The following is a 9962-nucleotide window of genomic DNA, read 5'->3' as shown; positions in this document are numbered from 1 at the left end:
GCTGCGGATGACGCTCTGGCGGCGTAGCTGCTGGCATGGGCGGAAGATGCGGCGCAACAATCGTCAGAGCCTCATCGAATTGGAGATCATGCTTGACCAGCAAATGCGCGGCCAATGCTTCGATGGCCGACCAGTGATCGAGTACTAGCCGGGCCGTGCAATCTTCGATCCGCCCCCAATCGGGGCGGCGCGGCATCAGGAACCGCAACTCACCATAGATTCGCTTGGCATCCGCGTAGTCGCAGCTCCCCTCATTCCCATCGGACGCATTCATCGCCATATCGCGCGGGTCCAGATAGCCTTCGAATGCGGAGTCTGCAAAAGGACCTGCCAGACACGCAACTATCTCCCGGATCGCATCATCGCGTTCCAAACATCGATCCATATCGTCCTCGAAAATCGGCTTTCGCTTCGAGGTGAATCCTTGCGCTGAATAAAAACCCGCGCCTTCGACAACACCACCGCACTCTCCGTCACCGGCGTCGGGGTAAATACTAACACTTGAGAAAGCAGGGAGTTCACGGTCGTCGTCGAACGTCTGACGGTGCAAAACGATGGCGGCCACCGCGTGCCCGGCTTCGTGATGCGCCACAAGCGGCAGATATTGGGAGGCTACATTCATGCGGTGCGGCTCTCAGGTCTAGTTTGCTTTTGCGCATAGGACCGCAATTGTCGTGCCAACTGGGAAAATCGTTTCGGGCAATGCGATCGCTCCGATAGCGTTGCGTCTCCTGTCTGACATTGTTGGGAAGTCGACACGCGCCCGTCGCAATGCGGTCGACCTTCCGCGCGAGTTGGGTGACCCGTGAAGGCGGCCGACCAGGACGATGTTGCGCTGATCGGCGACGAAGGCGCGGCCGGGCGAGATCGCGCATCAGGGGGTGACCGGCGTGTCGGCGAAGTCGAAGTCGTCGATGTCCTTGGCCAGCGGCAACTTGGCGACAGCGAACTGGTATTTGATGGAGCGGGCCTGCTTCTCCGATATCTCGGCCTGCAAGAGATCACCGACAATCCTGGGCGGCTCGTGCCGTCGCTTGATGGCGACGCGCCCATGATCTCGTCATAGGCTCTGCGCATTCCGTAGAGCTTCAGCGCTCCCATCAGTTCCAGTACCTCGGTGCGTTCCATGGCTGTTTGTCCTCCTGAGACTGTCATAGCGGGTGCAGTCGGCGACACTCGTGAGCTAGCTTCAGCGCTTGGGGAATGGAAAGGATCGTGCCCGGCGCCGGATCGCGGCTGCGGGCCAGGATGTTGAGGATCACCGGCGCCGACGATGCACCGTGCTCGATGGCTTCCTGACAGGCGGCCTCGACCGCGCTCAATCCGTCGGTCAGCACCCAGGTGAGGATCAACACCATCTGCCGGTCGACGTCATCAACCGCCTTGAGCTGCGCCGCACCTTCTCCATTGCCGACCGCACGACCCAGCTAAGGAACGGCGCGCGCCGTGTGCCAGGGATCGTAGACGACCTCGTTGCGGCCAAAGGAGCGAACGTGTTCTCCCACGACCACGCCATCCTCTGGCGGATGCGATCCGATCGACATAAGCATGGATCTCGACGGGCCGACCGACGGCACTCGACAGCACCGAGTATTTGTTGTTGTCGAAGCGCACCGTGCAGGTCTTCGACACCGACGGGGGAATGCAGTGGAAGCCGTCGAAGCGACCGGCAGCCGCTCCCGCTGCGGCTTGGCCGCATTCGCCGACAGCAGCCGGTCCCGCGTCTCACGCCGAGCTCCCATGCGGGGATAGGGCTGGTGCTTGCGCTCGTAGCGGAACTCCGTCTGCTCAGAACGCAGGACCTTGCGCACCACCTTGCGCGAGATCTTCAGCTCACGGCAGATCGCCTTGATCGACTTCCCCTGGACCAGCGACAGCCGACGTATCTTTGCAATCGTCTCTAAAACCAACATCCAAAACACAAATGCCTCCGATCAAGCCGGAGGCATCTTGATGACCCCATCGTTAAAGGGTCCCGTTTGGACGAAAATCACCCTTTAAACAGGGTCCCCATTCCACGAAAAATCAATGCACTACCTTCCAAAGCTGCGAGAGATCGCCACCGACCGCTTTGAAGGGGCTTTCGGCGGTCTCGTCAGCGAGGTTGTGGCATGAAGAAACATCAATCCACAGCATTGGGCCGAAGCATGCCACGGGCTCATGCCGCGGGAGAGCGGGAAGATATTCTTGAAAGAAGCGGTCTCCGACATCAATACCGACAGGATGGGCAGCTTTCTCACATCACTTGAGGTCGAGCGTGGCAGTTGCGACCCGCAATGCAAGGCTGGCGGCGATGGATGCCTTTGCGCGGTTCCTGATTTCGGAGCACCCCGAATATTAGGATACGCTGCAACTGGTGGTGACACTTCCCTTCAAGAGGGCGCGTGGGTGGCACCTGTCGAATATCTCGATGAGCCCGGAAATCAAGAGCGTCCTGGCGCGTATCGTCCGCCGCACGCCTTCTGGACAGCGGGATTACGCTCTGTTTTCGCTGATGTTCAATACGGATGCACGAGTTCAGGGATCCTGAATCTTCGATTGTGACCTTCGTCTGGTATCGCCCTGTCCCGCCGAGCAAAGCAACGACCGCCCCACACTGCTCACCCGGTTCGGTGTTCCATACTTGCTGCGCACACATGGCTGCGGGCGAAGGAACCACCATGGCGGAAAAAAGCATCCATCATCGCCCTTTGCGGGACACGACGGCCATCCACCTCGTCAAGGCGGGTGTTGACATCGCCACCATCAGTCGATGGCCAGGCCACTCGGGCTGAACTAACGATGCGCTACGCCCAGGCCGGTATCGATATGAAGCGGCAAGCGCTCGAACAAGGCTTCCCCGACGTGATGTCATCGGCAAAAGATCAGACGATCATCGCTTTGATGGCTGGATGTTTGGCTGGCTGCACCGCTTGTAGACGCTCAGTTATGTGGAGTTGTATCGCGGGAAGTCGCGCGTCTTGGGCTTTTGCGGTGTCAGCTCCACATCTCTCCGCAGTGCACGTTGTCACTGTTGAAGAGCCGTTTGTTCAATCTTCGTCCTGGCACGGCAAGGGTTGTCGATATTGTGGGCGTCTTGCGCTTGCCGAGCTTGTCCGAAATCCAGCGCCGGATCAGGCGTGAACACTGTTGCGTAGTTCGTCAGCCAGAGCGCGGAGAACGTCGGCGCTTCCTTCCAGCGCCGTAAAAGCGTAGGGATTGAGGAACTGTCGGCCCCAGAACAGATTGCGATCTGTGCCGGATAGCGTAGCTTCCTCGCTGACACGCGGCCAATTCTCCGCAATGCATCGGAGCTGGCCTTCAACAATCGCAAGAGCTTCCGGCGCGCTGAGCAGGAAGTGATGCGCCGCTTCAAGGCAGGACGCTATCCGGCTCATGCGGTTATTGCCGCTGATGAGCATGGCCTGGCTGGCCTCCTGGCCACTGCGGGCCTGCGGACAAATATCGTACGCAGGCGTGAGGGTGAGCTTAGCGCCGTCCCAGAATGCCGCATGGTTGCGGGCATGATCGTCGGTGTTGCCGCAAAGTATGTTGAAGACAATGCGGCTGAACAACTCGCGCAGAGTTTCCGACGGCGCGGTGAATCGGTGGCGAATGATCTCCGCCAAATCCTGGTAGCTGGCGTAACGCGCCATCATCTCATCGAGCGCGAGCATCGTCAGCGCTGAGACCATGGATTTGCGTTGCCAGCCGCCCGTGACCTTGATCCGGTCGAATCGCTCGACGAGCAACACGTCGTTGCCTGCGGCGCGAACGAGCGAGACGGATGCCGCTCTGATGCCGCACAAGGCGGCAAGCCGCATGGCTATGAATTCTCCTTTGACGACGCTGTAAAGGTCGGCAGACGAGGAAAATTTCGCGACATGCTTGACGGCGTCACCCTCGATCAGCGCCTTTGGCCTTGCGCCGCCGATCGAGCTGCCGTGATGCAGCGCCTGATCTAATTCGGGGGTGAGCGGAATACCTTTCTCTACCCGCTCCGCCGATTGGACAAGCTCTTCGAGAGTGGCATTGGCCAGTGCGCGCGGCTCGTAATGCATTGGCGAAAACTGAAAATCGAGCGCGCCGATGCGGTCCGAGCCTGATTCCAGCAAGAACGTCAGTTCTGAAATATCGAGCCGCGCGATTTCATCGCCCTTCACACCGAATTTGCGGTTTAGGATAACCCGTCGTCCCCAGGCATCAGGGGCAGCATCGCGGATGCATCCCGGCATGGTTAGGCCAGGAAGCAAAGGCAATTCGCCTGCCTTCAGGGGCAGTTCCGGGAGATAAAGCGGGATCGCGCTTCCCAGTTCACGAAAGCTCCTGCCATAGTTGAAGCTGACGAGTCCGTCATGGGCATATAGCCGCCCGGCGACAACCGGCGCGGTCTCGCCCGGCAGCCAGACCCAGACATAGGCTTCGTCGTACTTGGGGACCTTAGAACTCATCGACGATCTGCTTGCCGGCCTTGTAGACGTGCTTCGGCAGCAGCGCGATGCGATCGTCCATGCGGCCTGTGAGGGCTGTGATGCCATTGCCGTCGGCATCGAACAGCTTCACACCGACAATGGCAGCAGCTTCGAACATCAGTCCGATTTCGACTTTGGGATCGCCCTTCTCGATGCGCTGCAGGGTGCTGCGTGAAACACCGATTCTCTCGGCTAACTCCTGTGCGGTTAACCGGTGCTGCATCCGGCCAAGCCGGATGGTCTTACCGAAAAGGCCAAGCGCTTCCATCGCGTAGCGCGAATAGGTGCGTTTATACGTTGCCTTCATTCGGGTCTCTGTGACCTATGCATGATCCATATCGCCTTCTTTCGAACTTTATATAGGTAATGTCACAGAGCGACTGCCAAAGTCAAGACTCCGTATCGCAAGCGTTACCCATCCGAACGAGGAAGGCGGATATTGCCGACGGCTCCTGCACAACCGGCCAGCTCTGCGCGTCTCGGGCGAGGCGGAGATCTGGCGCTGGATCGCGGACAGCCTTGAGACGCCTCGCATGAGTCATTCATGGGCGGTCCCTGGTGCGGGGCCGCGGCGCTCGACTGCTGGCCGACATTCTCGGCGGCGGGACCCGCATCCGGCTACACCAGCACTTTTCGACCGCATACGCGCCCAGCTTCTCTCCGAAATCATTGCCAATGAGCGCGAACCTCATGCGATCGCCGAGCTGGCCTGGCGGCGCGGAATCTACGCACGCATCCGTATTCGAGACCGCCCAAGGGAGGCTGACTAGCGTAACGCCCTCCGATCTAAGCGCCTTCCACAAAGCCGCTTTCGCACGCGACGGGCTGCATGTGGCGGTCGTAGGCGACATAGATGCCAAGCCCTGAGAGTAAGGCTCTACCAGCTGTTCGGCGATTTGCCTCAGAAACTGGCGCTTGCCGGCGCGAACCAGTGGTATCGCGAGGGCGAGCACGCCGAGCGCTTTTCCTCCGCCCTCCACTGACCACAGACCCGCACGCAACGAAGCCGCGCTCGATCTTATCGTGGCGTGGCTAGGTGCAATGTTTGCTCTCGCCATCAGGCCGGCTTTCCCGATGGCGTGGTCAACCTGATCTATGCGTCCGAAGGTGATCGCGTGGGCCGTGAACTCTGCACCAATTCCAAAGATCAGCTTTACCGGTTCGAACGAGGTCGGACGGCTGCTGATGCGTCAGTGCTCTGACCAGATCAAGAAGGTCAGCCTTGAAACCGGCGGCAATGCACCTTTCATCATCTTCGATGATGCCGACATTGACGGTGCTGTTGACGGTGCGGTCCAGGCGAAGTTCCGCAATGCCGGCCAGACCTGCGTTTCCGCGAACCGCATTTACGTCCAATCGAGCGTTCACGATGAGTTCGTCAAGAAATTCGTGGAAAGAATCCGGCACTTGTCGGTTGGCGACGGATTCGATGCCGGAGTGGACATCGGACCGCTCATCGACAAGCATGCTCTGGCCAAGATCGAGTCTCACATCGCAGATGCCATTGCGAAAGGCGGCACAATACGATGCGGGGGCCAGCGTATCGGCAAGAATGGCACGTTTTTCGAACCCACGGTCCTCACCGAGATTTCCAGCGTCATGGCAGTCGCGCAAGAGGAGACATTCGGGCCGCTCGCGCCGATCATTCGCTTCAACGATGCGGATCAGGTCGTGCGCGAGGCCAATGACACGATCTACGGCCTCGCCGCATACTTCTATGCCTCAAACCTGAAGCGGGTCTGGCGTGTGGCAGAGGCTCTGGAATATGGCATGGTTGGCATCAACACGGGACGCATGTCCTCGGAGGCGGCACCGTTTGGCGGGATCAAACAATCCGGCATCGGGCGGGAGGGTTCCCGTCATGGCCTCGAGGACTATCTGGAAATGAAATATCTTTGCATGGGCGGGATTTGAAACCTGCTGCACTGTCTCTCCGCCCCACCGGGGGGCGGCCTGCGGTCAATGCCGCCACCTAATTGGAAGTTCCAAACGCCGTTGACCTGAAACACGGATGCCCGGCAGGAGACTGAGCTCGCTGCCGGGCCGGACATGCCTTGGGAGGGCATAAATCAGCGCTCCTAGGGCCGATGGGCCACTCAGTTCGTGCGCCTTTTGCCGATTGCGTTGCATGTGCCGTGCCAAGCCAAAAAGCATTGATAAACCGCCGATGGATCAGCTTTTGCCCTGTTGCGCATTCTACATTGTGGGATATGCGACAATGCCCAAGCGGTTGAATCGTCGTGTTGCAGAACCCCAGACGGGTCATGACTGCTATTCTTAGGACAGTGCGCAGCAAGCCGCTACTCGCTGCACTCCAGGCACACCATTTCCATAATCAAGCGGTGGGTGCTATGTCTGACCGAGCTGTCGACCAGGGAACGGTGTGAGGCCTCAAATCCCTCCATATTGTTGCACCCGCCGGTCCAACAGGACTGCAGGTCCGGACTCAAAGGATCTTGGCTGCTATGGCGACATTGCGGTGCACGCCGCTTTCCGACCAATGATGTGCGTCCAGGTCGAGGCCGGCCCTAATGAACCACCGCCTTGGCACCCTCGCCCATCTCATTTTCGGCATCGACAAGCTAGACCAGAGCGCACTTGCAAGGCGCCATGCAGTCCTGTCGGCGGGCGAACTGTTGGTGACGGGTACAGCTGCGAGCGAACGTTCATCCACCGACGCACAGCGCGGACTGTCGCTTTTCAAATTAGGAAATCTCTGTAGCCACCATTCATGAGCGCGCGGCCACGCGAGACGGCCCGACGGATGCGGTCGCGCAGATGATCGCGAGGATCCGCCCAGTCGGCATGGACGCGCCGTTGACCGATGAGAACTTCGGCGAGCTCGCGATGAGGTGCTCCGGCGAGCGAACCGTCGAGCGCACGAAGAACGAAGGACAAACGAACGCCGCGCTTTTCCGGCGCAAACAAGCGGGGGGGCAACTGTTGCCCTAGACTGAGAGCATTGAGGCACTCCAGTCCCCTCAGTCGATGCTTTAAAAGCACCGCGGGCCAGATGGCTTGCGTATGCAGGCAAACAGGGTGGAGGATATTCGCGCCCGAGACGGCGAGCTGCAGCGCGTGGTCCGCATTGCGAAGAAGAACATGCTGGCTCTTGTCGGGCGCCAGCAGGACGATTGCACGACAGGGCAATGCCGAGAGTTCGAACGGCGGTGTCGGCGACGAGGCAGGCAACCGTTCCGCAATGACCGGCAGCACATGGACGCACCAGAGCGGACACCAGAATACGACCGAAGCGCGGCCACAAGACTCCGCGAAACAGAACACCCCAGCGTGACAGGTCGCCGGCCGACGCGACCATATCGAGAAAGGATTGGAGAGACCAAGTCTTGCAATGCTGGCGCGCAGCGGTCAGATCGCGCTGGAACGCTGGATTGCGGCGTAAGAACTCCCAAGCCCACTCCCGCAGCGTCAGGCCAGCGGTGTAGTCGTATGATCTTTCATCCCGCCAATCGGCCTGATCCGCGCCAGTCAGGAGATTCATGACTGACATCCCCTGCCCGCGCCTGCGTGCGTCGAAACATTATGCCACTTCGCAAAGCATCGGCGTAGGCAGCAGACGTCGAAGACCCCGTTTCGTTGAAGCGTCAGCCATCGCCACTGTCGGCGACAGAAGATGTGCCCAAATTGCCACCAGACCGTCGAACTGGCACAGCGACGGCCAGCGCGACCTGGAATTGATCCCGTAACAGTCATCGGCTCCTGCGTCGCGATCCAGACGTCCCTTGAAGGCGCAGTAGCGCGGCAGTGGATCGCACGCTGCTTGTCGGCAAGTTGTCGTAGCGGCGGCGCCATAGGCACGGTCATCGGAGGGTCTCCTGCGGCAAGCTTTCGCCATTGGAGGCCAATCTCCCCGCTAGGGCAGCCTGTGCAGTTGCACAGGTGAAGCGGATCAATCAGGGGGAGCCATGGCGGAAACTGGATGATGGCGGCTTGAGGAGAGCGGCGTATCGAGGCGGGTGATGAAGCCTGCCAGTACCTCTCAAGGAGAGTGATACGCCATGAACGAGACTATCAACACATTGTTCGCCTTCGTCAGCCCGACGAAATCGATGATACCCTGACGGATGTACTTCGCAGCGGCGCGCGCAAATTGCTTGCGCATGCGATCGAGATGGAGGCCGAGGCGTATGCCAAGGCGGTCGACTGCCTGACGAAAGATCATATTGCGTCGCTGGCGCTCTACGATTTCCCCGCCCAACACTGGGATCATCTGCGAACGTCCAATCCCATCGAAAGCGTCTTTGCAACCGTTCGCTATCGCACGGTGCGTACCAAGGGCTCGCTATCCTCGAAAACCGCCCAGCTGATGGTCTTCAAGCTGTTGGCCGCGGCCAGGAAGTGGCGACGATTGAAAGGACAAAATCAGTTGCCGAAACTCATCGCAGGTGCCAGGTTCCTGGACGGAATCCAGGTCATCGAAACGAAGCCGCAGAGCGCCGCTTGATCAGCCTCGTCACCCAAATTCCAGCATAGCTCCATCGGAACTGCCAGCCTTCCTTGCCGATCAGGCGCATATCAGCGCTGACGATACCGAGGACGGCGATGGCGGTCACCTCCAGGCCGCCGAGTAACGACCCTCAAAACACCGCACTGGTCGAGGCCAGCCTGAACCGGTATCTTGTGCCTGCCCTCGGGAGTCGCTCTATCCACCATGTGATCGACACCGACATTGCTAACGTCACCAAGAAGATCGTCGCCGGGGGTCACCCGCAAGCGGCTAACACGGCCTTCTGGTGTATGCGGGCATTTTTCAACTGGTGTCGCAAACCGCCGCAACGGCTCATCCGCGGTTTCCCCGCGAGGGATTGGAAAATCCGGATCCGGCCCCGATCGTCAAGCGCAAGCGAGTGGTGAACGATGCCGAACTGGCGGCTATATGAACGGGCTGTGAGCCCGAACCGGGCGATATCGGCTATTCGTTCGGCTCCATCGTCAAGCTGCTCATTCTGACCGGACAGAGGCGTACGGAAGTTGCCGCGATGCGTTGGTCCTCAACCTTGAAGCCGGAACATGGAACTATCGGGTGACCGCACGAAGAACGAAGAGCCTACGCTTATTCCGCTGCCCACACTGGCGGTGTCGGTCCCCCAGACGGTACCGAAGACCAATGACACGTTTTTTTCCCTGCGAGGGGCAACGAAAGAAGCCACTTCTCAGGCTACGCGAAGGGCAAGAAGGCTCTAGACGGCAAGGTCAATACTGACGGGGTGGCTTTGGAGAACTGGACCCTTCACGATCTGCGCAGGACGCTCGCGACAAATCTCGGCAGGCGGCAGGTATTGCCACACGTCATCGAGCACATACTGAATCACAAGGCGGCGTCCTTGACAGACATTGGCGAAATCTACAATCTCTATAGCAAAGTCAAGGAGAAGCGCGAGGTGTTGCAGATGTGGTCAAATCACATCGAATGGCTGATCAAGCAGGCTGCGGATGACGCTCTGGCGGCGTAGCTGCTGGCATGGGCGGAAGATGCGGCGCAACAATCGT

6 protein-coding genes and 3 pseudogenes are annotated in these 9962 nt (G+C 59.4%); 3 read left to right on the top strand and 6 right to left on the bottom strand.

The genetic code is table 11. From position 1 onward, the window contains the following. The 3 genes and pseudogenes from EOA24_RS15860 to EOA24_RS43040 form a co-directional block, all read right to left on the bottom strand. Positions 1-622: hypothetical protein (locus tag EOA24_RS15860; protein ID WP_133374527.1), on the bottom strand; the 622-nt coding region annotated here is incomplete at its 3' end. Positions 623-814: 192 nt separating this feature from the next. Beyond that, a pseudogene (locus tag EOA24_RS43045) lies at positions 815-1128 on the bottom strand (ATP-binding protein); the annotation flags it as partial. A 10-nt stretch (positions 1129-1138) separates the two neighbouring features. Beyond that, positions 1139-1671 (bottom strand): annotated as a pseudogene (locus tag EOA24_RS43040) (IS21 family transposase); the annotation flags it as partial. Between the two features lie 516 nt (positions 1672-2187). Between EOA24_RS43040 and EOA24_RS15845 the strand changes: the two are divergent. After that, complete coding sequence (locus EOA24_RS15845) at positions 2188-2544, top strand: hypothetical protein (protein ID WP_126080678.1); 357 nt, start codon at positions 2188-2190, stop codon at positions 2542-2544. A gap of 569 nt (positions 2545-3113) precedes the next feature. Here the strand turns inward: EOA24_RS15845 and EOA24_RS15840 are convergent. Beyond that, positions 3114-4430 carry a HipA domain-containing protein gene (locus EOA24_RS15840; RefSeq protein WP_063169281.1) on the bottom strand — a complete coding sequence of 439 codons (1317 nt, stop codon included), beginning with the start codon at positions 4428-4430 and terminating at the stop codon, positions 3114-3116. Further along, positions 4420-4758, bottom strand: coding sequence for a helix-turn-helix transcriptional regulator (locus EOA24_RS15835; protein ID WP_063169282.1), 339 nt, complete (start codon positions 4756-4758; stop codon positions 4420-4422). The genes EOA24_RS15840 and EOA24_RS15835 overlap by 11 nt, the downstream gene beginning before the upstream one ends. Positions 4759-5369: 611 nt before the next feature. Here EOA24_RS15835 and EOA24_RS15825 point away from each other — a divergent pair. Next, positions 5370-6365 (top strand): annotated as a pseudogene (locus tag EOA24_RS15825) (aldehyde dehydrogenase family protein); the annotation flags it as partial. A 786-nt stretch (positions 6366-7151) separates the two neighbouring features. Here the strand turns inward: EOA24_RS15825 and EOA24_RS15820 are convergent. Next, a complete protein-coding gene (locus EOA24_RS15820) occupies positions 7152-7667 on the bottom strand; it encodes a DUF2285 domain-containing protein (RefSeq protein WP_224570032.1) in 516 nt (171 codons plus the stop codon). A gap of 793 nt (positions 7668-8460) precedes the next feature. Between EOA24_RS15820 and EOA24_RS15815 the strand changes: the two genes are divergently transcribed. Further along, a complete protein-coding gene (locus EOA24_RS15815; protein ID WP_256748481.1) occupies positions 8461-8916 on the top strand; it encodes a transposase in 456 nt (151 codons plus the stop codon). The last annotated feature ends 1046 nt before the right edge of the window (positions 8917-9962 follow it).

Source organism: Mesorhizobium sp. M2A.F.Ca.ET.039.01.1.1 (assembly GCF_003998035.1).
Classification (GTDB): Bacteria; Pseudomonadota; Alphaproteobacteria; order Rhizobiales; family Rhizobiaceae; genus Mesorhizobium.
This window is presented reverse-complemented; position numbering and strand designations above follow the sequence as displayed.